The 25,839-nt window shown below is 38.9% G+C and carries 25 protein-coding genes and 2 tRNA genes; 10 read left to right on the forward strand and 17 right to left on the reverse strand.

The window, feature by feature from the left end; all coding sequences use genetic code 11:
• Positions 1 to 17: 17 nt before the first annotated feature.
• Genes EWU22_RS06300 through kdsA form a run of 3 tightly spaced genes read left to right on the forward strand, consistent with a single transcriptional unit; the run spans position 18 to position 2,599 of the window.
• Positions 18 to 746 (forward strand): ABC transporter ATP-binding protein, encoded by a 729-nt coding sequence (locus EWU22_RS06300; RefSeq protein ID WP_130924872.1) that lies wholly within the window; start codon positions 18 to 20, stop codon positions 744 to 746.
• Position 747: 1 nt separating this feature from the next.
• On the forward strand, positions 748 to 1,788 hold the full coding sequence (murB, locus tag EWU22_RS06305) for a UDP-N-acetylmuramate dehydrogenase (protein ID WP_109322484.1): 1,041 nt from the start codon (positions 748 to 750) through the stop codon (positions 1,786 to 1,788).
• Position 1,789: 1 nt separating this feature from the next.
• Positions 1,790 to 2,599, forward strand: coding sequence for a 3-deoxy-8-phosphooctulonate synthase (gene kdsA / locus EWU22_RS06310; protein WP_130924873.1), 810 nt, complete (start codon positions 1,790 to 1,792; stop codon positions 2,597 to 2,599).
• Here kdsA and EWU22_RS13235 read toward each other — a convergent pair.
• From EWU22_RS13235 to EWU22_RS06365, 12 genes are all read right to left on the reverse strand, one after another.
• Complete coding sequence (locus EWU22_RS13235) at positions 2,594 to 2,746, reverse strand: hypothetical protein (RefSeq protein WP_161566805.1); 153 nt, start codon at positions 2,744 to 2,746, stop codon at positions 2,594 to 2,596. The genes kdsA and EWU22_RS13235 overlap by 6 nt on opposite strands.
• A 171-nt stretch (positions 2,747 to 2,917) precedes the next feature.
• Positions 2,918 to 4,549, reverse strand: coding sequence for a hypothetical protein (locus EWU22_RS06315; protein ID WP_130924874.1), 1,632 nt, complete (start codon positions 4,547 to 4,549; stop codon positions 2,918 to 2,920).
• 67 nt (positions 4,550 to 4,616) lie between these two features.
• Positions 4,617 to 5,561 carry a hypothetical protein gene (locus EWU22_RS06320; protein WP_130924875.1) on the reverse strand — a complete coding sequence of 315 codons (945 nt, stop codon included), beginning with the start codon at positions 5,559 to 5,561 and terminating at the stop codon, positions 4,617 to 4,619.
• Between the two features lie 6 nt (positions 5,562 to 5,567).
• Positions 5,568 to 6,311 (reverse strand): ribonuclease III, encoded by a 744-nt coding sequence (gene rnc, locus EWU22_RS06325; RefSeq protein WP_109322488.1) that lies wholly within the window; start codon positions 6,309 to 6,311, stop codon positions 5,568 to 5,570.
• A 4-nt stretch (positions 6,312 to 6,315) separates the two neighbouring features.
• Positions 6,316 to 7,563: a beta-ketoacyl-ACP synthase II gene (gene fabF / locus EWU22_RS06330; RefSeq protein WP_109322489.1), complete on the reverse strand. Its 1,248-nt coding sequence runs from the start codon at positions 7,561 to 7,563 to the stop codon at positions 6,316 to 6,318.
• Between the two features lie 123 nt (positions 7,564 to 7,686).
• Positions 7,687 to 7,923: an acyl carrier protein gene (locus EWU22_RS06335; protein WP_092019417.1), complete on the reverse strand. Its 237-nt coding sequence runs from the start codon at positions 7,921 to 7,923 to the stop codon at positions 7,687 to 7,689.
• Positions 7,924 to 8,088: 165 nt separating this feature from the next.
• Entirely contained in the window at positions 8,089 to 9,006 is a 918-nt protein-coding gene (locus EWU22_RS06340) for an ROK family protein (protein WP_130924876.1), read from the reverse strand.
• 77 nt (positions 9,007 to 9,083) lie between these two features.
• A complete protein-coding gene (locus EWU22_RS06345) occupies positions 9,084 to 9,539 on the reverse strand; it encodes a YkgJ family cysteine cluster protein (protein ID WP_130924877.1) in 456 nt (151 codons plus the stop codon).
• Positions 9,532 to 10,122, reverse strand: a complete 591-nt coding sequence (locus EWU22_RS06350) for a thymidine kinase (RefSeq protein WP_109322492.1) — start codon at positions 10,120 to 10,122, stop codon at positions 9,532 to 9,534. The genes EWU22_RS06345 and EWU22_RS06350 overlap by 8 nt, the downstream gene beginning before the upstream one ends.
• Before the next feature lie 47 nt (positions 10,123 to 10,169).
• Positions 10,170 to 10,928, reverse strand: a complete 759-nt coding sequence (locus EWU22_RS06355) for a succinate dehydrogenase/fumarate reductase iron-sulfur subunit (protein ID WP_109322493.1) — start codon at positions 10,926 to 10,928, stop codon at positions 10,170 to 10,172.
• 9 nt (positions 10,929 to 10,937) lie between these two features.
• Positions 10,938 to 12,917 (reverse strand): fumarate reductase/succinate dehydrogenase flavoprotein subunit, encoded by a 1,980-nt coding sequence (locus tag EWU22_RS06360; protein ID WP_130924878.1) that lies wholly within the window; start codon positions 12,915 to 12,917, stop codon positions 10,938 to 10,940.
• Positions 12,918 to 12,939: 22 nt separating this feature from the next.
• Complete coding sequence (locus EWU22_RS06365) at positions 12,940 to 13,608, reverse strand: succinate dehydrogenase cytochrome b subunit (RefSeq protein ID WP_130924879.1); 669 nt, start codon at positions 13,606 to 13,608, stop codon at positions 12,940 to 12,942.
• A gap of 173 nt (positions 13,609 to 13,781) precedes the next feature.
• Here EWU22_RS06365 and EWU22_RS06370 point away from each other — a divergent pair, with 173 nt between their 5' ends.
• Both EWU22_RS06370 and EWU22_RS06375 read left to right on the forward strand, forming a co-directional pair.
• Positions 13,782 to 16,622, forward strand: a complete 2,841-nt coding sequence (locus EWU22_RS06370; protein WP_130924880.1) for a T9SS type B sorting domain-containing protein — start codon at positions 13,782 to 13,784, stop codon at positions 16,620 to 16,622.
• Complete coding sequence (locus EWU22_RS06375; RefSeq protein WP_130924881.1) at positions 16,622 to 16,996, forward strand: thiol-disulfide oxidoreductase DCC family protein; 375 nt, start codon at positions 16,622 to 16,624, stop codon at positions 16,994 to 16,996. Before EWU22_RS06370 ends, EWU22_RS06375 begins: the two co-directional genes overlap by 1 nt.
• Here the strand turns inward: EWU22_RS06375 and EWU22_RS06380 are convergent.
• Complete coding sequence (locus EWU22_RS06380) at positions 16,977 to 18,074, reverse strand: hypothetical protein (protein ID WP_130924882.1); 1,098 nt, start codon at positions 18,072 to 18,074, stop codon at positions 16,977 to 16,979. The genes EWU22_RS06375 and EWU22_RS06380 overlap by 20 nt on opposite strands.
• Positions 18,075 to 18,174: 100 nt before the next feature.
• Here EWU22_RS06380 and fabD point away from each other — a divergent pair, with 100 nt between their 5' ends.
• On the forward strand, positions 18,175 to 19,056 hold the full coding sequence (gene fabD, locus EWU22_RS06385) for an ACP S-malonyltransferase (RefSeq protein WP_130924883.1): 882 nt from the start codon (positions 18,175 to 18,177) through the stop codon (positions 19,054 to 19,056).
• A 134-nt stretch (positions 19,057 to 19,190) separates the two neighbouring features.
• A tRNA-Gln gene (locus EWU22_RS06390) sits at positions 19,191 to 19,261 on the forward strand.
• Positions 19,262 to 19,412: 151 nt separating this feature from the next.
• Here the strand turns inward: EWU22_RS06390 and EWU22_RS06395 are convergent.
• Both EWU22_RS06395 and EWU22_RS06400 read right to left on the reverse strand, forming a co-directional pair.
• Entirely contained in the window at positions 19,413 to 20,009 is a 597-nt protein-coding gene (locus EWU22_RS06395; RefSeq protein WP_130924884.1) for a mobile mystery protein B, read from the reverse strand.
• Positions 20,000 to 20,458, reverse strand: coding sequence for a mobile mystery protein A (locus EWU22_RS06400; RefSeq protein WP_130924885.1), 459 nt, complete (start codon positions 20,456 to 20,458; stop codon positions 20,000 to 20,002). The genes EWU22_RS06395 and EWU22_RS06400 overlap by 10 nt, the downstream gene beginning before the upstream one ends.
• A gap of 120 nt (positions 20,459 to 20,578) precedes the next feature.
• Between EWU22_RS06400 and EWU22_RS06405 the strand changes: the two genes are divergently transcribed.
• The 3 genes from EWU22_RS06405 to EWU22_RS06415 all read left to right on the forward strand — a co-directional run bounded on the left by EWU22_RS06405 (position 20,579) and on the right by EWU22_RS06415 (position 23,685).
• A tRNA-Gln gene (locus tag EWU22_RS06405) sits at positions 20,579 to 20,651 on the forward strand.
• 152 nt (positions 20,652 to 20,803) lie between these two features.
• The gene (locus EWU22_RS06410; RefSeq protein WP_130924886.1) at positions 20,804 to 21,271 is read left to right on the forward strand and encodes a tetratricopeptide repeat protein; all 468 of its coding nucleotides are present in this window, start codon (positions 20,804 to 20,806) and stop codon (positions 21,269 to 21,271) included.
• Positions 21,272 to 21,504: 233 nt separating this feature from the next.
• Positions 21,505 to 23,685 (forward strand): sialate O-acetylesterase, encoded by a 2,181-nt coding sequence (locus tag EWU22_RS06415; RefSeq protein ID WP_130924887.1) that lies wholly within the window; start codon positions 21,505 to 21,507, stop codon positions 23,683 to 23,685.
• On the opposite strand, the gene EWU22_RS13610 is transcribed toward EWU22_RS06415, so the two are convergent.
• Both EWU22_RS13610 and EWU22_RS06425 read right to left on the reverse strand, forming a co-directional pair.
• Complete coding sequence (locus EWU22_RS13610) at positions 23,682 to 24,542, reverse strand: TonB-dependent receptor plug domain-containing protein (RefSeq protein WP_394364561.1); 861 nt, start codon at positions 24,540 to 24,542, stop codon at positions 23,682 to 23,684. The genes EWU22_RS06415 and EWU22_RS13610 overlap by 4 nt on opposite strands.
• A gap of 11 nt (positions 24,543 to 24,553) precedes the next feature.
• Positions 24,554 to 25,837 carry an AGE family epimerase/isomerase gene (locus EWU22_RS06425; RefSeq protein ID WP_130924888.1) on the reverse strand — a complete coding sequence of 428 codons (1,284 nt, stop codon included), beginning with the start codon at positions 25,835 to 25,837 and terminating at the stop codon, positions 24,554 to 24,556.
• Positions 25,838 to 25,839: the final 2 nt, after the last annotated feature.

Consider the following 25,839-nt stretch of genomic DNA (forward strand, 5'->3'; position numbering starts at 1 on the left):
TATGCCTAATTTTGAATATGATTGAAATCAAAAACATACACAAAGAGTTTGATGGAAAAGTTGTTTTGGATGGAGTAGATGGCTGCTTCCAAAAAGGCAAAATCAATATGGTGATTGGAGGGAGTGGAACCGGTAAAAGTGTATTGTTAAAGTGTATGATTGGTATTTTGAAACCTGAACATGGACAAGTTCTATATGATGGTCGGGATTTTGTTACAGCGTCCAATGATACCATCAAATCCATTCGTCGCGAAATGGGTGTTTTATTCCAAGGCGGAGCATTATTTGATTCTAAGACTGTATTAGAGAATGTGCGTTTCCCTTTGGATATTTTGACTCAACAGAGTTTGGAAGAGAAAAATGAGCGAGCATTAATTTGCTTGCAACGAGTGGGATTGGAAGCAGCAGCTAGCCAAATGCCCTCTGATATTTCTGGAGGAATGAAAAAGCGCGTTGGTATCGCTAGGGCTATCGTGATGAATCCCAAATATTTATTTTGCGATGAACCCAATTCTGGTTTAGATCCATTGACGGCGGTTAAAATTGATTTGTTGATTGAGGAAATTACGAAAGAGTTTAATATCACGACAGTCGTTATTTCGCACGACATGAATTCTGTACTTCGGATGGGCGAGTATGTTGTCTTTTTAAAAGATGGCAAAAAGCTTTGGGAGGGGAGTAATAAAACCCTGATGGCTACTGATGTACCAGCCTTACAAGAATTTTTATCCACTAAATTGCATTAATATGCCTTCTTCCATTGCCTTGCCTAGAGTATTGGAAAACTATTCAATCCAATCGCTTAATACATTCGGAATTGATGTTAAGGCAAGGTATTTTGTAGAAATTCGCTCCATTGAACAATACCATTTGATATTGAATTCGGGTACATATTCCCATGTGCCACATATTTTTTTGGGGGGAGGGAGTAACGTACTTTTGACTCAAGATTTGAATGCCTTAGTGGTGAAAGTCGCCATTGATGGCATTGAAGTAATCAAGGAGGATGATCAACATGTTTGGGTGCGTGCCGGAGCTGGCGTTGTTTGGCATGATTTTGTACAATATACAGTTAGTCATCAATGGGCAGGTATTGAAAATTTATCCCTTATTCCAGGTACTGTAGGTGCAGCTCCCATGCAAAATATTGGTGCCTATGGAGTAGAAATAAAAGATACATTTGATCATTTGCAGGCTTTTAATTTGTCTAACTATACCTTAGAAACATTTGATACAACAGCTTGTCAATTTGGTTATCGGGAGAGTTATTTCAAACATGAGGGCAAAGGAAAATATTTGATTGCTTATGTTTGCTTCAAATTGAATAAAGTGGCTGAGGCACAGACATCTTATGGGGCAATTCAAGAAGTGTTGCATGCCAAATCCATCACACATCCTAGTATTCAAGATGTTTCAAATGCGGTCATTGAGATCCGACAAAGTAAATTGCCCGATCCTAAAGAGATAGGAAATTCAGGTAGTTTTTTCAAAAATCCAACGCTGAAAGTTGCTCAGGCTACCGAATTGATGGAGAAATATCCAAATATTCCACATTATCCTGTTACAGGAAGTAGTGATATCAAATTCCCAGCTGGTTGGCTTATAGAACAAGCTGGCTGGAAAGGTTTCCGAGAAGGAGACGCAGGAGTGCATGCCAAACAGGCATTGGTTTTGGTCAATTATGGTCAGGCTACAGGTAAGCAGATTTTAGCTTTATCTGAACAAATAAAACAATCTATTCTCAGCAAATTCGGTGTAGCATTAGAAACCGAAGTAAACATTTTATAAGATGAACTTACCTTATACGACAAGTCAAGATAAAACACCTTTTTTCTTGATGGCAGGCAGCTGTGCCATTGAAAGCAAAGATTTAGCTTATGAAATAGCAGAACGAATTAAGCAAATCACAGATTCCATGGGGATACCTTTTATTTTTAAAGGGTCTTATCGTAAAGCTAATCGTACTAAAATTGATTCATTTACTGGAATTGGAGATATACTTGCTTTAGAGATATTGAAAGAAGTAGGGGAGCATTTTCAGGTTCCTACCGTAACCGATATACATGAAAGTGCCGAAGCTTCTATGGCGGCTCCTTATGTAGATGTGTTACAAATTCCCGCATTTCTTTGTCGACAAACAGATTTATTGGCTGCAGCTGCCCAAACAGGAAAAGCTGTCAATATAAAAAAAGGGCAATTTATGTCGGGCGCTTCCATGAAATTTGCCGTTGAAAAAGTGAAGCATGAAAACCCAGAGGCATTGGTGTATTTGACCGATCGAGGAAATTCATTTGGATATGGTGATTTAGTGGTTGATTTTAGAAATTTACCAGAAATGGCGGCTTTTCAAGTTCCTGTTATCATGGATTGTACGCATTCTCTGCAACGCCCCAATCAAGGTTCTGGGGTAACTGGTGGTCAACCGGCATTAATTGAAACGATAGCCAAGGCAGCGATAGCTGTGGGAGCGGATGGATTGTTTATCGAAACCCATCCTAATCCTTCTATTGCTAAGTCAGATGGAGCCAATATGCTTCCTCTTGATCAATTGGAAGGTTTATTGGAAAAATTGCTTAAAATCAGAGAAGCTATTTTATAAGTTATTCCAAACTACCTGCAGGCTTACATCCGTTTTATGAGTGCTAGAGATTAGATCTAAACCTGATCCGATTTCTTCTCGATCCATGTAATCCATTCTTCCAATTTTGGCCGATAGATTCAGTTTTGTCTTCCATTTATATGTCATTATCAGGCAAGTTCGCAGACCTTGGCCATAATAGGCAGGTAAGGAAAATGCATAAGGTAAACTAGGTTCATAGGCATAGAGCCTACTGTCATAGTTTGTACTGTGGACATACGCTGCTCGGGCCTTAATTTGCCAGTTAAGCCACGAAAAGTGAATATCATTGAGCCATAGTCATCCCCAATCTTTTTGTGCAGGAGAAAGGATATAGGTAGCCATGATCCGACTATGCCAGTCCCATTTTTTATGGATGATTTTTTTTAAGTCTCCACTAAACTGCCATTGATGTTTTCGGATAAAATCTTGGTAAGGTTTGGGAGCATCTTCTTGTTTACTGGTCCATTTGAGTTGGATAAAGAAATTATATTTATTTCTACGCTCAAATTGATACCTACTTAACATTTCCCATCCCCAAGAATGATCTTGACTTACTAAGTATTTGGGAGCAGGGAAAAGAAAGAAATCAAGGTAAGAAGAAAGTCGACTCCTTTTGGACCATCGGTATTGATTGCCTAGGAATAGCCCTATTTCATTGCCGACCTCTGAGTTTTCACTGAAAGCTTGTGCTTGAGGACTAAAATATCCAGAAGATAGGTAACGGAATAAGTATGAAAAATCCGAAGCTTTAGATTGGGCCCATGCTGCCCCTTGAATCAATGCCCAGGAATTAGGACTGATAGCTAGCTCTGCCATCCATTGGGCTTTTTTCCAAGGAAAATTGGCTGATAGTGAGCTGTTGAGAAGTTCACTTCCTTGCCATTCAGCAGCTTGATAAGTTCGAGAAGAATTTTTTTTGGGGAGTGACCAACGACTTCCTACTAAGTTCCATTGTAAAGTAAGCGGTGAATTTTTAGCATGCCAATTCAAGGTATTTCCCCAAGTCCATTCTTGCACCCGATTTCTTTTGTCCAACTCACTTGTGGTACGGTGTAATCCACTGTTTGTTAATGAGGTATAATAAGAAAAGCCCAAGGAATCTGTTTGCAGACTAGCATCCCAATTTCTTTTGGAAATAAAGCTTTCTATTTTCCATCGTTTACCTTGAATGCCCATGAGAATTCCCCTATAAAATCCAGCTTCCATGCTGGAACTGTAAGGAAGCCCGCCCTGATGAAACTTTTGGGTGGAGATGATGCTTTCATAGCTTTTCCCTAATGAAAATCCGCCAGCTTGTACTAATCCTTGACCCCATTGATTGACAAAGTCCCCAACAATTATTTTGTAGATCGTATTTTTAGGTCTATTCCAATGTATATAATAACTGCTGAAATCAGCGATGTTGTTTTCTCCAGCGTCTTTTTGAAGTAGAAAACCTAAACCCAATGGAGTACTTATTTGTCCTCGGTATCGATGAAGTTCAGTATAGGGGCTATTGAAATAGCGAACTTTACTTCGATTATCAGGTGGACTAAATCCTTTTTTTTCTTCCAATGTGAATTCGATACGATGTATCCAAAGGTGTTTGCTTTGTTGCCAATTCCATGACAATGTCGTAGGTCGGCAAATGATAAAGTCTTGTATTCTTTTGAGGGTTGGAATGTCCCAATTGGGGATAGCTTGTAATTCCCAAATACTAACAAATTTCCCTGTAGCTTGTTTGAATTCAAAAAAGGAGGAAATTTGAGCTGAATTTAACAGGCCTAGTTGATACCAATCTTCCTCTTGCGCCTGATTGATTTCAATCGGGTTTTGTAAATAAAATTGATACGTATTTTGTCGGATTTCAGATTCATCCCAAGATTGACTTTCATCAACTTGACCTAAAAGGGAGTATGAAGTAAGTAGGATAAGGGCTAGGTATTTCACTTTTTTTTAAGTGAAATTAGCTAGTTAGGTCAAGAAATCTGATCAATTACTTGATGAAGAAAATCACTTAGTTGAATTTCCTTCTAATCAATTCATGTAATTCATTCCAAGACTCTTCATTGTCGGCACGATGGAATTCAGCATATCTTTGCTGAATGGTCATTTGCCAAGTTTGGCTTTCAGCTTCTTTATCAATGAAGTCAATTAATTGGTTCAAATGATGTCCTTCTCCATCAAAAATGGATTGAATGAATTTGATTTTTTGGTTTAGGCTGATGCTATTGGCCAAGGTTTCCGTCATTTTGGTTTCAACCAAAGATTTCAGTGAACCATCTGTACCTTGAAGTTTTTCAAATACTTTTTCGGAAGTAGAATCAGCGATAACTTCCATGATTTTTCTTCCTGCAGGAGCTTGTTCTTTAGGTTCTTCTTGGAAGAAACTGCTAGAATTAGATGATGGATTAGGCGTTAATTGTACGTTCTCGATAATAATTTCAGTCACCGGCTTGGTTGGAATAGGCTCGGGAGTTTTTTCTTTTGGTAATTCTACTTCGATGACCTTTTCTTCTATGATGATAATTTCAGGTTCAGGAGTATCATTTTCTTCTGGAAGCTCTTCTAAGCTGGCTGGTGCTTCAAAATAAACTTCAGCAGTTAACAGTGTATCTGGGCTAATTTCTTGAGGTTCAGCCCCTAAAACGTTGAATAAGTAATCTGTAGGAGTATCGTCGCTCTGTAATTCATCTATCCATTGATTCCAAATGTAATTTGGAAGAGTTACTTGTAATAAAAGAGAACGTGTGATGTTGTCCCATTTTTCTTGGAATCGTTGATTTTGCCAATCAAAACAAGGTAATTGATCTTGAATTCGTTGACTTTGTAATTGCAACAATAATTCAGATTGTAATACCTCTAGGATAGATGAGGGAATTTCTTGCTGTAAAATATCTTGAAAAGTACTTGATTGACCTTCTTCGGTCCAGTAATGAAGCAAAATATTAGGCGTTGGCATCTTTTATTATTTAAGTTCCAATTCTTCACAGGCTTTCATGGCAGCTGTTTGTTCTGCTTTTTTCTTGGAATAGCCTTTACCTTCGGCTACTTTCAAGTTATCTACCAGAACGATGGCTGTAAATTCTTTATTGTGGTGTTGACCTTCTTCATCTAAAGTAAAAAGTACTTTTTTCCCTTCTTTTTGGGCCCATTCAATCAGAATAGATTTAAAGTTAGGATTATTTTGCACCACCGTTTCTAAGTCGAAATACTGCGTTAAAATCTTTTTGATGATGAATTTTTGAGTAAAGGCAAAACCTTTATCCAGATAAATGGCTCCAATGAATGCTTCTAGGGCATCCCCATACATGCTGGAGCGAGACAGTATGGTTCTTTTTTGATTTTCGTATTCGATGACTTCATCTAGTCCTAATTTTCTGCCAAGTACATTTAAGGATTCTCGGCTTACCATTCTGGAGCGAATTTCGGTTAAGAAACCTTCGTCTTTAAATGGGAATTTTTGAAATAGATAGGTCGCTGTAATCATTCCAAGCACGGAGTCTCCTAAAAACTCGAGGCGTTCATTGGACTCCTTGAAAGATTTAGCTATGCTATCTTTTGATGCAGAGGCATGCAAAAAGGCTAATCGATAAAGTGATAGGTTGGATGGACTTTCACCAATCAAATGGGTTACAGATTTCTTTAGAAATTTCTCTCTTTCATTTAGTTGGGTAGGATTCAACCAGCTTAACACCGAGAGAATTTTCATAAGCCTATACTTTTCGGAAAATGACGGTAGCGTTGTGTCCACCAAAACCAAATCCATTGCTTAGAGCTACATCGATTTTTCTAGCTTTTCCTTGATTTAAGGTTAAATCTAGTTTTTGATCAATGGCAGGATCTAAATCATGGCAATTGATGGTTGGAGGTACAAATTGGTGTTGAATGGCTAGGATAGAAGCCACTGCTTCTACGGCTCCTGCACCACCTAATAAGTGTCCAGTCATGGATTTAGTCGAAGAGATGCTCATTTTATAAGCATGTTCTCCAAAGCAATCTACGATAGCTTTTAATTCCTGTGGGTCACCAATTGGGGTAGAAGTTCCGTGTGTATTGATATAATCCACTTCTTCTGGTTTGATTTGAGCATCTTCTAATGCATCAATCATGGAAAGTAATGCGCCATAACCTTCTGGATGTGGAGCCGTAATGTGGTAAGCATCAGATGAGAATCCACCACCGATTAGCTCGGCGTAAATTTTCGCTCCACGTGCTTTAGCATGTTCGTACTCTTCTAATATTAATGCACCTGCACCTTCTCCAACTACGAAACCATCACGGTTAACGTCGTAAGGACGAGAGGCAGTAGCTGGGTCATCATTTCTTTCTGACATGGCACGCATGGCAGTAAATCCACCAACTGAAGCAATGGTCACTGGGGCTTCCGATCCACCCGTCACACAGATATTGATACGACCTGTACGAATGTAGTTGAATGCATCAATGATGGCATTGTTGGCTGATGAACAAGCGGAAACAGTTACGTAGTTAGGACCACGGAAACCATTTCGGATAGAAATTTGACCAGAGCTAGAGTCAGCAATCATTTTAGGGATAAAGAATGGATTGATTTTGGGCGTACCATCACCTTTGCCGAAATAAATCATCTCATCTTCAAAGGTTTTTAAGCCACCAATACCTGATCCCCAGATAACACCGACTTTATTTTTATTGATTGATTCCATGTCGAACCCTGCATCCTTGATCGCTTCATCAGAGGCTACAATGGCATATTGGGTAAAAGGGTCCATTTTACGGGCCTCTTGACGTGGAATGAATTCTTCTACACTAAAATTCTTGAGTTCACAGGCAAAACGAGTTCTGAATTTTTCAGCGTCAAATTTGGTGATTGGCCCGCATCCACTTTTTCCAGTAGATAAACCTTCCCAATATTCGCTAACTGTATTTCCAATAGGGGTAAGGGCTCCTAAACCCGTTACTACAACTCGTTTTAACTCCATAATTATCCTGATATTTTAGGTTTGAAAAATAAAAAATGTCAATTCGTAAGGGTGATTTTTCAAGAAACTAGGTTCCTGAGTCATTACCAATTACCAATTGACATCATTATTATTTCGTTACGATTACTTTGCGTTCTCTTCCAAGTAGGTGATGGCTTGTCCTACAGTTTGGATATTCTCTGCTTGATCATCTGGAATAGATACGTTGAATTCTTTTTCAAATTCCATGATTAACTCTACCGTGTCTAAGGAATCAGCTCCTAAATCGTTTGTGAAAGATGCCTCAGGTGTAACCTCTGATGCTTCTACTCCTAATTTCTCAACGATGATGCTTTTTACTTTTTCTGCAATATCTGCCATTTCTAAAATATTTTGGGGTTCAAAAACGATGCAAAGATTAGAATTAAAACTTAGATTATCAAACAAATTTTAAGCCTAATTGCATTATTAAAATAAATAATTAGATAAAAATAATTCTTTTTTTTGAATTGTTTAAAATTCTTGCATTTGATTTATTCCAAAGCCTTAAAAACAAAGGGAAGCGGCTCCTAAAAGTCCAGCATCATTTCCTAAAAGTGCTTTTTTAATGCTTAGTTTTTTCAAGTAAGCTGGGGTTAACCAATAGTTCAATTGTTTCTCCATACTTGGTAAGATGAAATCAAAGGAAGCAGACAAACCTCCACCAATGAAGATATTTTTGATATCTAGGATTCGAATTAGAGAGACAATCATATCTCCTAACATTTCTCCTACTTCATTCCAAATAGCCAAAGCTAATTCATCACCCTCTTCCGCAGCTACAACTAAGGCAGTGGTTGAAATAGAACCATCAGCTGCTAAAACTGTTTTTCCTTTATAAGAAGCACGCATGGCAGTAGCCATTTGAAGCAATTCTTTTTTACCAATGTTTCTTTCTAAAACCTTGCCATTTCTGGAAGGTACGTGTCCTGGTTCCATGGCATTTCCATCTCCACCTAAGAAGATTTTACGATCAATGATCGCCGCGCCACCAATTCCTGTTCCTAAAGTTAAAAAGATGAAATCCTCTGGCATGCTTTCTTTTTCTGGAGAAAAATAGAATTCTCCTAATGCAGCAGCATTAGCATCATTTTCCATGAAAAATTCATGATCAGGGAAGCGTTTTTCCAACATAGAAATTAAATGAGCTCCATCAATTTCTGGAATGGCTGTAATCTCAATTAATGTTTTACGATTTTTGGTTAAGATACCAGGAAGACCAATGCCCACTTTATGTACATGTTTGTGTTGGAACAATTGCAAAGCAATGGCATCAGCTAAACGCTCTAAGAAGTGATTGGATTCTCTCCAAGTGGCTGTATCGTAACTTTGAAAATTACTAATATGGCCTGTTTCGGGATGGACAATGCCCATTTTTACTCCAGTTCCTCCAACGTCAATTCCTAGATATTCTGCTGCTTCCATGCGGTCTTTTGGTTTAATTTGCTGCGAATTTCTTTAAAATTACGCGCATATTCAAATATTATATTGGGCAATTTAGTTTAGTTATAGATTCTTTCCAGTTTTTCCATGATTTGAGAAACGGCTGGGCAAATCAGGGCATTTTTTTGAGTTAATTTTAAAATGCCTAGCATGTTTTTTCGGTCAGTATGCGGATACTCTCTACAAGCCTTGGGTCTGTGTTCGTAGATATCACAAGCATTATCTTCTAATAAAAAGGGGCAAGGACTCGAAGGATATACCCAGTCGCCATCAGCATCTTTAATCAAATAAGTATCCAAAAAATCGGCGACTTTCATTTTTAGAAGTTTGGCTACCCGTTGGATATCGGTTTCATTCCACATAGGGCTAGTCGTCTTGCAACAATTGCCACAGTTTAAGCAATCTATGTTTTCAAACACAGCTTCATGAGCTTTTTCAAATTGCGTATCTAAATCTTTCGGTTTTTTGGCCCGAATACGCTGAAAAACTTTGGTAAAACTGGGATCTCTAGGCATGACTTTTATGTGGAAAGCAAGTTCGGCAAAGTGCCTCATAACTTTCAGCTTCACCCAACATCACGGTTTGCTGTTGTTGTACGATCCGATGGGAATATTGAGCTACGCCTCCACACCTAACGCATACTGCATGTACTTTGGTGATGTATTCGGCAATGGCCATTAAATGAGGCATAGGTCCAAATGGTATTCCTTTGAAATCCATATCTAAGCCGGCAATGATCACCCGCTTACCTTGATTGGCTAAGGAATTACATACTTCTACAATATTTTCATCAAAGAACTGTGCTTCATCTAATCCCACTACATCACAGCTTCCTGCCAGAAGTAATATTTCACTGGAACTATGCACAGGTGTGGAACGTATGGAATTGTGGTTATGGGAAACAATGTCTTCGTCGTGATAGCGGGTATCTGCAGCAGGTTTGAAAATTTCCACCTGCAATTGAGCGATTTTAGCTCTTTTTAGTCGACGAATTAATTCTTCGGTCTTTCCTGAAAACATGGAACCACAAATCACTTCCACCCAACCGCTAGGATTGGCATTTTGAGATGATTTGGAATGATTGGGCTCTAAAAACAAGGCATGAAAAAGCCCCTTGATTCCAAGGGGCCTAGTTTAATTACATATTATTTCGAAGTAAATACCGAAGAGAAATACTCGCGATTCATGCGAGCAATATTCTCGATGGAAATACCTTTAGGACATTCTGCTTCACAAGCACCTGTGTTAGAACAAGCACCGAATCCTTCTTCGTCCATTTGCGCTACCATGGCTTCAGCACGTTTCGAACGCTCAGCTTGGCCTTGAGGTAATAATGCCAATTGAGAAATCTTAGCCGAAGTAAATAACATGGCAGATGCATTTTTACATGCCGCTACACAAGCACCACATCCAATACAAGCTGCTGCTGCAAATGCCTCATCGGCATCATCTTTAGGAATAGGCAAACTATTGGCATCTTGAGCATTTCCTGTATTGACTGAAATAAATCCGCCAGCAGAAATAATGCGGTCAAAGGCAGAGCGATTAACTACTAAGTCTTTAATCACAGGAAAAGCTTCCGCTCTCCAAGGCTCAATGGTGATGGTTTGACCATCGCTGAAGCTACGCATGTGCAACTGACAAGTTGTAACTCCTTTATTTGGTCCATGCGGACGGCCATTGATGTACATGGAGCACATTCCACAGATACCTTCACGACAATCGTGATCAAAAGCTACTGGATCATCACCTTCTTCGATAAGACGGTTGTTGAGCACGTCAATCATTTCCAAAAAGGACATATCCTCCGAAATACCACTTACTTGGTATGTCTCGAATTTACCCGCAATTTGGGCATTTTTTTGTCTCCAGATTTTAAGCGTCAGGTTTAAATTTCCTTCCATGTTATCGAATTATTTATAAGATCTTTGAGCAATTTTAATGTTTTCGAATTTCAATTCTTCTTTATGCAATTCGAATTTAGATTCACCTTGGAATTCCCAAGCGGCTACGTATGCGAATTTATCATCGTCACGTAAGGCTTCTCCATCCTCAGTTTGGTATTCTTCACGGAAGTGACCTCCGCAACTTTCTTGTCTTTCTAATGCGTCTTTGCACATCAACTCACCTAATTCTAGGAAGTCAGCCACACGGCCAGCTTTCTCTAATTCAGGATTCAAGTTATTCGCTTCTCCAGGGATACGAACATCACTCCAGAATTCCTTGCGTAATTCTTGTATTTCAGCAATGGCCATTTTCAAGCCAGCTTCATTACGAGCCATACCGCATTTATTCCACATGATTAAGCCTAGTTTCTTATGGAAATAATCCACCGACTTCGTTCCGCGAATGTTCATTAATTTCTCAATCTGGTCTTTTACAGCTTTTTCTGCATTAACGAAGACCTCACTGTCAGTTGACATCGCTGGCGTTCTGATTTCAGAAGCCAAATAGGCACCAATGGTGTAAGGGATTACGAAATAACCATCAGCTAAACCTTGCATCAAGGCTGAGGCCCCTAAGCGGTTAGCACCGTGATCAGAGAAATTAGCCTCTCCCAAGGCATATAAACCAGGAACAGTTGTCATCAAGTTGTAATCAACCCAAAGTCCACCCATAGTATAGTGAACAGCAGGATATATACGCATCGGCAATTCATATGGATCTTCTCCTGTGATTTGCTTATACATATCAAATAGGTTACCGTACTTTTCTTTCACGACTTCCTTACCCATCAATTGAATTTCTTCATCACTTGCATGGTGAATATTTCTCTTGTTGGCTTCAGCTTTACCATAACGGATGATTGCCGCAGCAAAATCCAAGTAAACAGCCATTTTGGATGTACCTACTCCATAACCTGCGTCACAGCGCTCCTTAGCTGCACGTGAAGCAATATCGCGTGGTACTAAGTTACCAAATGCAGGATAACGACGCTCTAAGTAGTAATCGCGCTCATCCTCTGGAATCTCGCTAGCTTTACGTGGATCGTCTTTCTTTTTAGGAACCCAGATACGACCGTCATTACGTAATGACTCCGACATCAAGGTTAATTTAGATTGGTGATCTCCAGAAACTGGGATACAGGTAGGGTGAATTTGAGTATAGCAAGGATTAGCGAAAAAAGCTCCTTTTTTATGTGCTTTCCACGCAGCTGTTACGTTGGAACCCATGGCATTGGTCGACAAATAGAATACGTTTCCGTAACCACCAGTACACAATAAAACCGCATGTCCAAAGTGACGCTCTAGTTCACCTGTAACTAAATCACGAGCAATAATACCTCGTGCTTTACCATCTACAACCACCACATCTAGCATTTCATGTCGCGTAAATAACTCGACATTTCCCATACCTACTTGGCGTTGTAAAGCAGAATATGCTCCTAATAATAACTGTTGACCAGTTTGACCTGCTGCATAAAACGTACGCTGAACTTGTGTACCACCAAATGAACGGTTAGAAAGCAATCCACCATATTCACGGGCGAAAGGTACACCTTGAGCCACACATTGGTCAATGATGTTACCTGATACCTCTGCTAAACGATGCACATTAGCTTCACGTGCACGGTAGTCTCCACCTTTGATGGTATCATAAAATAAGCGGAAAGTAGAGTCACCATCATTTTGATAGTTTTTCGCTGCATTGATACCACCTTGTGCAGCAATGGAGTGCGCACGGCGAGGGGAATCTTGAAAGCAGAATACTTTTACTTTATATCCTAACTCAGCCAAGGAGGCGGCAGCAGAAGCTCCTGCTAAACCTGAACCTACGATGACCACTTCCAAATTACGTTTGTTGGCAGGATTTACTAAAGAAACACTGGAACGGTATTTGGTCCATTTTTCGGCTAAAGAACCTTCTGGAATTTTTGCGTCTAATTTTGTCATATTAATCGTATCGGCTGAGGAATTAATGAATCAAATTAAAATGGAGTGCAATTGGCATAGCGGCAAATAAAGCAGCAATGATAATGGCATAAGCTGCACCAATGCACTTAATCGTTGGTGTGTATTTAGGATGGTTCCATCCAAGGCTTTGGAAGGCACTTTGAAATCCATGTAATAAGTGATAACCCAAAGAGATACATCCTAAGACATAAATGGCAACCACAATTGGACTAGCAAATACGGCTTGCATCTCGTTGTATAAAGTGTGCTCTTCCGTTAAATTGTCTGTTAAACGAGAGAAATACCAAAAATGCTTTAAGTGAATGATTAGGAACAATAACAACAAAGTTCCTAATAGCCCCATAGAACGGGAGTACCATTTACTATTCGCTGCGCCGTCAATAACGGCATAGGCTACAGGACGCTTCTTTTTGTTGTCCATCCATAAACGTAAGCCATCTAGGATGTGAAGTAATAACCCCCCAAATAAAACGATTTCCATGGTACGAATGATGGGATTCTTTGCCATGAATTCTGCTCCCGCATTAAATGTAACCCCTCCGTCGTTTAAAAAGATGGTTGCGTTAAGCCCGCAGTGAACAATGAGGAAACTGACTAAAAAAAGGCCGGTGATTGCCATTAGGAGCTTTTTCCCTAGAGATGAATTAAGTGATTTTGATAACCAAGCCATAAATGAAATTTATTTTGATTGAAGTAAACATTCACTTATTTATCGTATAAGTGAAAATTTAGGACATAAAACTACAATTGATTCGTGGGTCTTTCAAATATTCGATTAAAAAAACCGTTTTTTTTATTTTTTTCGAATTGCTTAATTAACTTTCCATATTACAAATTTGTTTTATGTCCGCAAAAAATTATTCCGCCTATATTCTTGCCTTTTTGCTTAGTTTTTTTGGAATGATTTTCCAAGCTCAAGCAACCCACTTAAAGGGGGGGGAGATTACGGTGAAGCGGATTTCTAACGTCAGCCTAACCTATGAATTTACCTTAACCACTTATACAGAGGATAATAGAGCTAATCAAGATCAAACCGATGTGAATTTTTGTTTTGGGGATGGTTCAGGAATATTCAAAGCTAAAAGACTTTTGCCGATTGTCAATTTGGGAAATGGGACATTGAAAAACACGTATAAAATTGAATACACCTATCCAGCTCCCGCCTTGTTTTATAAAGTATCAGTGGCCATTCCCAATCGAAATGATGGTGTTAGAAATATCACTCGATCGGTGGAGGTGCCTTTTTATGTAGAAACTATTTTTTCTATTAATTCAGGTTTAGGTCAAAATTCCACTCCTCTATTATTGAACCCTGCCGTTGATTTAACAGCGGTGGTCGGCCAGCCATTCATTCATAATCCCAATGCTGTGGATGCGGAAGGCGATAGTTTGGCTTATCGGTTAACGGTTTCAAGATATGGAGATTATGAAACTTGTAATCCTACCAGTCGTGGAATCACTGCTCCTAATTTTAGGCAACCCAATGAAGTTTCTCCTATAGCGTCATCTTTTACCATTAACTCGTTGAATGGAGATTTAATTTGGGATTCTCCTCAGGAATTGGGTCTATACAACTGTGCATTTATAGTAGAAGAATGGAGAAATGGAGTTAAGATTTCGGAGACGGTGCGTGATATGCAGATTGAGGTGAAAGATTTAGACAATAAAGGACCCAAAATCGTGGTGCCGCCAGATGTTTGTATTCAAGCAGGTGCCTTAATTAGGGAAACAATTACGGCAGCCGATGTGGCGTCTAAGACGGGAAGATTAGATCCTGTGACTATCATCAGTTCAGGAAATGTATATCCGATTGATACATCTTATGCTATTAAGCAGCCATTTGCTACCTTTATTTCTACTCCAAAACAAACAGGAACAGCTACGGGTACTTTTACTTGGCAGACGGCTTGTCAGCATATTCGAAAAGAAACCTATGATATTTTCTTTAAAGCCGAAGATAATCCACCTACGGCTATTGGTGGAGGAGTGAAGTTGGTGGATAGTAAAATTTGGAAGATTAAAATTATTGCTCCTTCTGTTAAAAATTTAGTAGCTAAAATTCAGCCAACAAAAGGTTCAGCTATTTTGACATGGACTCCTTACACCTGTTCTTTACCGGGTGCTAAAATTATTGTATTCCGTAAGCAAGCTGCTTGCGCACCTGTAGTGAACAAATCATGCGAAACAGGTATGCAACTAACTGGATTTACAGAGATAGCTCGGTTAAACGCCAGTGAAGTTACCTATGAGGATACCAACAAAGGAACAGGCTTATTAAAGAATGCCAATTATGTCTATGTCTTGGTGGTGGTATTTACTAATTCTGCAGGACAAACAGATTATAGTCCGATGTCGAATTCAAGTTGTGCTTTTATTCCATCATCAGCCCCATTGATGACCAATGTGTCTATTCAGAAAACAGATGCATCCAATGGTGAGATATTGGTACGCTGGTCTCGTCCTTTAAATTTGGATACCAGTTTGTACAAAGGGCCTTACCAATATCAAGTTTTACGCGCAGAAGGAAATGGGTCGACTAATTTTGTGGCAGTTGGAAGTCCAATTGCAGCTTCCATTTATGTGGCTAAAGGAGATACTTCTTTTGTAGACAAAGGATTAGCTACCGACTCAAAAAATTATCGTTACCGAACAGATTTCTATTATACTTCCAATGGTCAATTCAAATTATTGGATTCACCTAGCCCTGCTGCTCAAGTGCAATTAGTTGCCCAATCAGCGGTTAGGTCTAATAAATTGGCTTGGTCTGCCGATGTACCTTGGTTAAATGACTTTCAAGTTCACCGCGTTTATCGCGAAACACCTCGTGGATCGGGTAAGTTTAATCAAATCACGGAAGTGTCAGTGGCTGGACCTAGTACCTATACATATACCGATCAGGGGACTGATTTTTATACCAAAGATGGTAAGTTTGATGTGACGCTTTCACCTGACTCTACTTATTGTTATTATGTAGAAACCCTAGGTTCATATGGAGCGGGTTTCCCAGTGATGACCTTAATTAATGCGTCTAAAATTGTTTGTTTGAAACCTCAGTCGGATGTGAATCCATGTGCTCCGAAATTGAGTCTTTCAGCTCCAGATTGTGCTGCATTAGATGGTACTTTGAATTGTAATTTCACCAGTTTTACGAACCAATTAACTTGGCAACCTACCTTAACGGGAACATGTGATCAAAGTATAGCGTCTTATCGCATTTATTATGCACCAAGTGCTGCTGGGCCATTTACTAAGATTGCTGAGGTGAGTGATTTGCGTTTTTTACATCAAAAGAAAGATTCGTTTATTGGGAGTTATTATGTGACGGCAATAAGTCAATTAGGGAAAGAAAGTCCGAAGAGTGAAACCTTGAACCAAGATAATTGTCCATCATTTGAATTGCCCAATTTGTTTAGCCCGAATGGAGATTTGAAAAACGATGTTTGGTTACCGATGCGTTGTCCTCGATTCGTGAAAACGGTAGTTTGTAAGATTGTAGATCGTTATGGGCAATTGATTTATGATTACAACGGAACAGGATCTGATTTTGGTTGGAATGGCAAAGATAGTTCGGGAAAAGACATGGCAGTTGGAACTTATTTTTATACCGTGGATGTTAGCTTTGATGTCAATGACCCTAGCTTGAAAACCAAGAGTTTGAAAGGCTGGGTTGAACTTGTTCGCTAATGAAAATCCCCGTATTCATTGATGGTAATTGTCGATTTTGTCGCTTTTGTGCCAAAATCTTGCGACGCATGTGTGGAGATAAAATCCAAATTGAATATCAAGGGTCTCTTTTATTTCAAAGTTCGGTAGCGAAATATCCCGATTCAAATTGGGAAGTAGACAGTATCAAAGTACTTTATGGAGAAAAGGTTTGGATTAAATCTCAGGCTGTCGAAGTAGTCTTGCAATTAGCCCCTTGGTATTATCAAATCCTACGTGTATTCTTTATTTTGCCCGATAAATTATTGGATAAGGGCTACGATTTTATTGCCAAGAACCGATTGATTTGGGGCAAATCCGTCGATGAATGTGAGATTAACGACTTCGCAAAATAGGGGTCATTTGAGTAAATAATTTGGGTTCAAACATGATATCCCATTTTCTGGCGGCTTCTTCTAGACCAGCATAGTTGAAGTGAGTTCCATCCCAACGAAATCCTGCACCAACGATGGATTGCAGGTTAGCACCTTCCACTACATTTGGCAAGGTTTTCAACATGATATTTTGAGCCTCTTGAACGTGTAGGTCTTCTGTTTTATTGAGGCCTCGATTACTACGAGCCAGCATAAAACTAAGATTTTTACTCTGAAGGATTTCCCGAGTGTAATCCATATAAATCCCCGTGTATTTGATAATGTTGTCCAAAGAGGTTGTGGCATCATTTTCTCCATGTATGACCAAAATGGCTCTTAATCCACTTTTAGGTACTTCGGATAATATTTTGTTTTCAAAAAAGGAATAAGGATATCGCTTTTTCCAGTCGAACAGCGTACTGCTAAATTCCAAGCCCAAGGCTGATTTTCCCCATTGTTCAGAAGTAGACCCACCGATACCAGTACTATAAATTCGTATTGGAACTTGGTATCTATTTTTTAGTTTATCAGCGAGTCTTCCCCAAAAGGCTACAACATTATTGTCGGAATACTTGATGATCTCACACCATTCTTTGTCGTAATCTGTAAGTTCATAGGGAGGTTGACCTTCGGCAAGAGAGTGCCCAATTACGGCAAAAATTTCCCCTATTTTAAATGGAGTTTTACTTAAAACAGTATCGCTGATGGTTTTAGTATCTTGAATTAATTTGATTTCAGGGTAGTAACCACCAGCTTGTAAAAGGAATTCACCTTTAAAATTTGAGCCTTCTTTTGCTAAGTTGAGCCAATCGCTTTCTTTACCACCCAAAATGTTTTTGAATTTCACTTGAGCAGAGGTGAAAGATTGAGAACTTTGACCTATCAAAACGATTTTACCTTGATTATTGAGATCTAGTTGAACGAAAGTCCGGCTATTGGATACATCAATGGAAATACTTCCTACTGGACTATTGATGGGATTGGTCTCTTCGGTTTTACAAGAAATAATGACTTGCAAGCTTAGAGATAATGCCAAAAGGATCAAAAATCGATTGAACATGCAATTGAAATTTAGGAGCGTTTCAGATAGCCAGAAGATTAATTTATCTTTGTCAAAGATTGTTAATCTTAAATCAAAAATATAACAAAACATAATAAAAATGAAGGCATTCGTATTTCCCGGTCAAGGATCCCAGTTTTCAGGTATGGCCAAAGATTTATATGAGAACTTTGCTTTAGCGAAAGAAATCGTGGATGAGGCGGATCAAATTTTGGGCTTTTCTTTATCAAAAGTCATGTTTGAGGGAACAGATGAGGATTTGAAACAAACGAAAGTAACCCAACCCGCTATTTATTTGCACTCTGTTTTAGTTGCCAAATTGGGAAAAAATTTTGCTCCAGACATGGTTGCAGGTCATTCATTAGGGGAGTTTTCAGCTTTGGTAGCGGCAGGTGGATTATCTTGGCAAGATGGATTGCGTTTGGTGTATCAAAGAGCCTTGGCGATGCAAAAAGCTTGTGAAATTGTACCAAGTACGATGGCAGCAGTTCTGGGATTAGCCGATGCGGATATTGAAAGAATTTGTGGAGAATTAGAAGGAGAGGTCGTGGCAGCTAATTATAACTGTCCGGGCCAAGTGGTGATTTCGGGAAGTGTGTCTGGAATTGAAAAAGCGGCGGAGTTGTTGAAAGCGGCAGGTGCTAAGCGAGTTTTGACATTACCTGTCGGAGGGGCATTTCACTCGCCATTCATGGAGCCTGCTCGCGTGGAGTTGGCGGCTGCTATTGAAGCTACAACAATCGAAAGACCAATTTGTCCAATTTTCCAAAACGTTACGGCTAAGCCTTCACAAGATCCAGTTGAAATTAAGCGGAATTTAATTGCTCAATTGACAGGTGCAGTACGTTGGACTCAGTCGGTTGAAGCTATGGTGTCGGCAGGTGCCACAGACTTTATTGAGTGTGGTCCAGGTAAGGTTTTGCAAGGTTTAGTGAAGAAAATCAGTGCTGATGTTCAAGTTGCCTCTATGGAGTTGGCTTAAGCAGCTTTGTCAAGTACAAATTAAATGCTTGATTTAGAGCATTCAAGCTGATTTCGGATGAAATAATTCAATTTTTTTTGAAGCACATTTGATAATTCGCTTAGGAGGTCTTATTTTTGCATTCGATTTGGAATTGACCTATGGTGTAAAGGTAACACATCTGATTTTGGTTCAGTCGTTCTAGGTTCGAATCCTAGTAGGTCAACTACCCTTTCCCTCGCTGATTTTTCGGCGGGGGATTTTTTTTGAGTTTAAGATTTTAAATTTCACGTTAGATTTAAGTATATGTGCTACTGATGCAATTATTAATTAATTAGCAGGGTTGGGTAACGATACTCAAATTCTTAGATTATCTATTACGACCTTGCAAAAGCAAGCAATAAATGAATATCTCCGCGATCTGCAGCTCTCACCGCTTTTAAATACATTTTTCTAATTTCATTTTCGGTTGAATTATTATTTGCTCCCCAGCTAAATACGGGTAGTTTGTATAGTTTATCAATGATAATATCTGCCATTAGGCGACTATGTCTTCCATTTCCATTGGGAAAACAATGAATACTTACTATCCTATGTTTAATTCGAATTGCCATTTCGTCGGGTTGATAAATGTTGTTTTCGTACCAAAAACGAGCATCATCTAGTAGTTTTTTTAATTCTATTGGAATCTGCCATTTATCAACCCCTAAGTTTTTATTTGTTTTTCTGAATTTACCAGCCCATTTCCATACATTAGCATACATTTTTTCATGTACCTTACATATAAATTCTTCAGTTAATATTTCTTCGGCCTTTCTAGTTCTCATGAGAGCCCATTGAATAGCTTCTTCTATATTTTGTTGTTCGAATTCATCTAATTCTCCCCTGGTGGCAATACTAGGAATAAGAAGCCCTTCTTTTTCTTCTTCATCTAATGGAGTTTGCCCTTCATGATATTTTATTCTTAATCCCATAGAATTTTTGGCATTTCTTGTTTTAAAGAATTCGTTCTTTCTTTTATGGCTTTCTCTATTCGCTCATTTGAGTTTTCCTGATCTTCCAGTTTCATCGTATTAGAAGTTCTCATCACTATTTTGGTGGCTAACTTCAATGCTTTTTTTTCTACGAAAGCATCTAGAGAACCATCGATTGGAACAAAACCATATACTAATTTCATGTCTAAAGCTTCTCCCACCTCTCTTAATGCCTTAATGGTAATGGCACCTTCTTTTTCCCTTTTCTCTATATCAGCTATCCCTTGTTTTGATTTGGAGAGTTTATTTCCTAGTTGTAACATCGACATACCTAGGGAGGTCCGAATTGCTTTTATCCAACCAATTGGAGGTGTAATCACTTGATTAATAGAAGCCAACATCAACATTTTGTCATTTAATTGTTGGCGTTGCAATGATTTCTTGTTCATAATATAAAGCTATAAGTTGACTTTTTTCTGTAAAAGTAAATATATAAATTGACTTTTACAGAAAATTTGTAAAATTATAACTTGACTTTTTAGGTTTGAATCTTCCGATATATTTGGAATTGACCTAAGGTGTAATGGTAACACATCTGATTTTGGTTCAGTCGTTCTAGGTTCGAATCCTTTAGGTCAACCACCCTTTCCCTCGCTGATTTTTCGGCGGGGGATTTTTTTTGTTTGGGAAATAAATCTAGAAAATAGGATTTTTGAAGAGCTGCACTTATTTTTAAAATCATCTTCAAATAAAAGCCCGTTCGATTGAAATACTTGCTACTACTTTGTTTCATTATGCTGATTTCATGTACAGGTCAAGTACAATATCAATCAGGTATTTCTAAATTCTCTAATCAAGATTATTTGGGTGCAAACGTGGAATTTAGTGAGGCTTTACTAAAGGATAAGCGAAATGATGAAATCTATTTTGCACGAGCAGCCGCTCGAAGTTTAGCTGGTTATTATTCTTTGGCCATTGCTGATATGAACAAGGCAATCAGTTTGAATGATTCTCGTCCAGATTATTTTTATTTTCGTGGGTATTTTAAAGCACAACTAGCTTACCATAAAAGTGCGATCAACGATTATTCCAAGTGCATATCGATGGCTCCTTGGTATGTGGAAGTATATCGTCAACGGGCTGAATCATTTATTGCCATGGGTGACTTGACTGAGGCCTGCCTTGATCTTCAGGAGGCAATTGCTGCAGGGGATACATCTGCACGTAGTTTACAAATAAAATATTGTGTTAATAAGCCATGATTTTATCTATCAAAACAGATGGAATAAATCTAGGTAGTCAACGATATATTGAGATTAAAGAATATGTTGCCATGTAGGACTATTTTTAATGCCTATTTCTCTACATAATCGTAATTATTCATGCTACCAAAAGCCGAATCGTCGAGTCTTTGATTAATTGATTTCCCCATGCGGACTCTTTTTACTATTTTAGCACCCAAATTTTGAATCCAATAGCCCTCAAACGCCAAACTATGAAATACTTGCTACTTTGTTATTCAGTGTGCTTATCTATGCTGGTAAATGCTCAAGTATCCATCGTTTTTCCACATAATCGACAAGTTTTTCAGCGAAATGCACAAAATGAAGCGATTATCTCCATATTGGGGAATTGTCCACAAGATGTCAGTCAAGTTCAGTATAAGTTGGAACCCGTAAAAATGGGGCATGGGACAACCATCAATTGGACCAATATTAGTGCAAAGCCAGTATCAGGCTTTTATCAAGAAAAAGTTACGGTTAAAGGGGGCTGGTATACTTTGAAAATCCGTACATATCAGGGAAATCAGTTAAAAGATTCAACGCAGTTGGATCGTGTAGGGGTGGGGGAAAATTTTATCATTTCGGGTCAATCCAATGCTCAAGGGGGGAATAATCGACATGCTGAAGAAAGTTTTTCAAAAGACGATCGTGTCAATGTAGCCAATATTTACAATTATTATAAAGATTATAATAGCTCTCCATTTTATCGCTATTTAGGGCAGTTGAATACGGATTTCCCATTCACTGATTTTCAGCATTTAGATGCCAAAACTACCATTGGTCCCATGGGACTTTCTAATTATTATTGGGCAAGATTGGGTGACCGCTTAGCTGAAACATATAATGTACCTGTTTGCTTTATTAATACAGCTTGGTTGGCTACAGCCATGAGAAATTGGTATGAATCTTCATTACCTAATCCTAAGCCTTCGGCTAATCCTTTTGATTCCAACTTTTATTATGATGCTGGTTTTCCATTTAAGAATTTGAAAAGAGCCGTTGAGCTTTTTGGAAAGAAAAATGGGGTTAGAGCTATTCTTTGGCATCAAGGCGAAACAGATTCATACAATAATCGCACTGCCTCGAATGAACTTCGAAAAGCCCAAGCGGATACCTACCAGCAAAATTTCAAAGATTTAATCAAGAATCTACGGACGCAAACTGGAGTAGATGTGCCATGGTTGGTTTCTCAAGTTTCCTATTATTCAGGATTACAGGCCAATGGAACTTGTATTCCAGCTTATACCGATAATTTATTGCTGAGTAAGCAAGGTAACATGGTGACCGAAGTAAGTGGTATTTCTGAGATATATTTGGGGCCATATACAGATGTAGTGGAGGTGCCACGCAAAACAGATGCATTCGCCGATTGTGTCCATTTTTCACCGGATGCCTATGAGGAGTTAGCCTACCTTTGGCTAGAAAAAATAACAGCTGCTATAGGTAAAAATGCGAAGGCGGTTACACCTAAAGCTTTACCTAGTTTTTCCGTGATTTGTGATAATACCAATGCCACTAATTTGAGTGTTTCAACCTCCGATAGTATTCAATGGTTAAATGGTAGCGCTCAAGTGCTTAGTAAGGCAAGTACCATTCAAAAGGCAACCTCTGGGAATTATTCCATGCGCTTACAAGATGGTGTTGGAAATGAATTTACCGTGCCTACATTTCAATTTATGCCTTTGCAGGCTCCAGCAACACCTATTATTGTAGTGAAAGGTGATACTTTATTTTGTCAAGGAAGTGCAGTGGAATTGCAAGTGGCAAATCCAGATTTAACTTATATTTGGAATACGGGAGCCCAAACTTCTTTGATCACCGTTAAAGATAAAGGGGCATTTCAAGTGAAGGGAACCGATCCTTACCAATGTACTACGGCTTATTCGAAAGCGGTAACTACTCAGGTTTTTGATGTCCCGGCAGCGCCATCGATTAGCCAAGAAAGTCCATATTTCCTCAAAACATCAATTTTGAAAGCCAGTGATACCAATTTGTTTTGGGAGTATAACCAAAATGTATTGACTGAGAAAGGTACTTTATTGAGGGTAAAAGAGTCAGGTACTTACTCTTTGTATTTGACAAAATCCTACGCTCCAGGCCCAACTTGTGTCTCTCCTAAAGCTACCTATAGCTACAGTTTACCTGATGATATGGGCGTGGTCATTTTCCCCAATCCGGTTGTTAATTCTTTGTCGATACAAGCTAGAACTTCTTTAGCAGGAGCCTTGGTGAAAATATACACCATGGATGGCCGATTGGTAATGGATTCACAAATTAGCCAAGATGGATCAGCCCAATTGAATGTACAACACCTGTCACAGGGGTCTTACAAATTATGGGTGAGAACAAATGATCAATTGGAATACGTGAAAAACATCATCGTAAGCCATTAATTAAAATCTTGTTCTAAGAATTTCTTTATTTTGATTTTGTCGTCCGACTTGTTAAACTCGTTGGCAGCTTTGCCCCAAGTCCAAAGGGTATAAGATAAAACTAAATCTCTAGGTAAATCAGCTGGAATTCCAGAGCTAATACCTCCTTTTTTAGTTTTGATAAGTACGACACCATTGGCACCTCTCACCCCATAAATAGCAGTTAGAGAAGCATCTTTTAATACCTGAACAGATTCGATGTCATTCGGATTGATCGTATTTAAATTTCCAGTTACGGGAACATCATCCACCACATACAATGGGCTATTTGAATTGATAGATCCATAACCACGAATACGTACCATTGTAGCGCCACCTGGAGAATTATCATTTCCCACGGTTACACCAGCCACTTGGCCTATCATCTTTTGATTGACACTAGCTGCATTCACACTGGCTAGGTTCTTGTCAGAGATTTTAGCAGGCGCACCATTATCCGTGGATTTTTCTTTCATTGGATTACCTGCAAAATTCTTTTGGATGAATTCGATGCCGACACCTACTTGGCCAGCTGAATTTCTCGACTTATGGATTTTGATTTGTTGGATTTGGTGAATAGGAATAATCGTAGTGTCATAAAATGGAGCTTTCGTGAAAACATCCATGGGATCATAAAGATAGATGAATAAACTATCCCGACGAATGGAAAAAGTACGGCTTGCTTCCAGTGCTTGGCTTTTATTTGCCAAAGCACTAGAAGAGGCCGTTTTGCCGAAATACGTACTTAAAATCTGACTTACTTCTTGAGGAGAGGTGGCATTTTGTCCACTCACTGTAACACTCGCAAATACCAACAGGGAAAATAAGGCGTATTTCATGGCTTTATGGGTTAATTAGAGTTAGCTAAGACCTTAGCTGCTTCGCCCAATTTTTCATAGGACAAAATCATCGATCTTACATTATGGTAGTTAATTTTCCAGGAGTGCGACATATGTCTCCAGATAGGTTCACCTTCTCTAGTCAACAATGGCCACCACTCACCGGTGTTAAAATTAATCATTTTATCGAAAACAAAACGATGTACCTGACGATAAGCTTTTAAGAAGTCTTGATCTTTGATTAATAGGTAGGCATCTGCCATACCAATCAGCATTTCAGCCTGTTGCCAAAATTCTTTTTCTTTATCATAGACTTGTCCATCATGTGATCCTTCCACGAATACTCCTCCAAACTCCCAATCGATTCCATGTTCCATCGAATGGTAAAAAGCTTTCTTTAAGTTATCCATGTAGTCAGAAACAGGGAATTTGCCAATTCGGAGAGCTTGCATTAATAGCCAGCCAAATTCTGAATTATGACCATATGAGGTATTGTCTACGGCAGAAGCTTTTTGTCCACCTTCCGCAAAGCGATCCCAACCCCAAACGATATCGAATTTGATTTGAGGGGCTACGCTCCAATCTGCCCAGAACTGTGGAACACCTGTTCCATATACAGGATGCATGATTTTTTGAATCAAGATATCAATGGATTCCTTCAATTTTCTACGGTGTACTTCTTTGCCACTAGCTTCATAGAGTGTCGTAAATGCTTCCATCAAGTGCATGTGTACGTCTAAGGTCTTACGATCACCACCTGGAGATCCTGCACCCATCAATTCCCACTCTTCTGAGAAGAATTCCCAATAGCCACCTAAGTTGGTATCTACAGCATATTTTTGCAATAGATCAAAGGTCTTTTCTGCATATTCCAAACCGATAGGGTCACCTGTGGCAAGGGTATATTCACTTAAACTATAGATTACAAAACTATGTCCATAGCCAATTTTCTGCTTATTGGTGGCATTACCTTTGCGATCCATCATCCAATAGAAGCCTCCATTTTTCTCATCCCACATTTTTTCAATGAGGTATTTTACGCCATGTTCGGCCATTTCCTTCATGATAGGGCCTCCAAAACCGTGACGGTAGGCTTGAGAATAGGTGAATACGGAACGTGTTTGGGCAATCAGTGATTTTTCATCAGTGCCAGAATCATTTCCGAATTCATCGAAATGGGTTAGGTAACCACCGTATTCTTTATCAATGGTTCTTTTGGACCAGAAAGGCAATAAATGCGCTTCGGTATAGTCTTTAATTTCTTTTCTTAGGGCTTCAATTTCTTGAACATTCATGG

It is taken from the genome of Aquirufa nivalisilvae (assembly GCF_004307455.1).
Classification (GTDB): Bacteria; Bacteroidota; Bacteroidia; order Cytophagales; family Spirosomataceae; genus Aquirufa; species Aquirufa nivalisilvae.